This is a genomic window from Planococcus chinensis, from assembly GCF_020071995.1.
Taxonomy (GTDB): domain Bacteria; phylum Bacillota; class Bacilli; order Bacillales_A; family Planococcaceae; genus Planococcus; species Planococcus chinensis_A.
In genome coordinates this window covers 1-225 of sequence record NZ_JABWTK010000069.1, presented here as the reverse complement: position 1 = coordinate 225, position 225 = coordinate 1, and the positions used below count along the sequence as shown (strand labels likewise).

The 225-nt window shown below is 46.7% G+C and carries 1 rRNA gene; it reads right to left on the bottom strand.

Annotated elements, in window-relative coordinates:
• Positions 1-116 (bottom strand): 5S ribosomal RNA (gene rrf / locus HU147_RS19360).
• Positions 117-225: the final 109 nt, after the last annotated feature.

Sequence of the window (225 nt, the reverse complement as noted above, 5' to 3'; positions counted from 1 at the left end):
GCCCAGCAATGTCCTACTCTCACAGGGGGAAACCCCCAACTACCATCGGCGCAAAAGAGCTTAACTTCCGTGTTCGGGATGGGAACGGGTGTGGCCTCTTTGCCATCATCACTGGACTGGATTGTTTTTGAAAGACAAGTTTTATTATACCAAGTCTACCTGGTATTGCAAGCTTTTTTTTGAAAAAAACTTGCGGCTTGCGCCTTCAAAACTGGATATGCGACA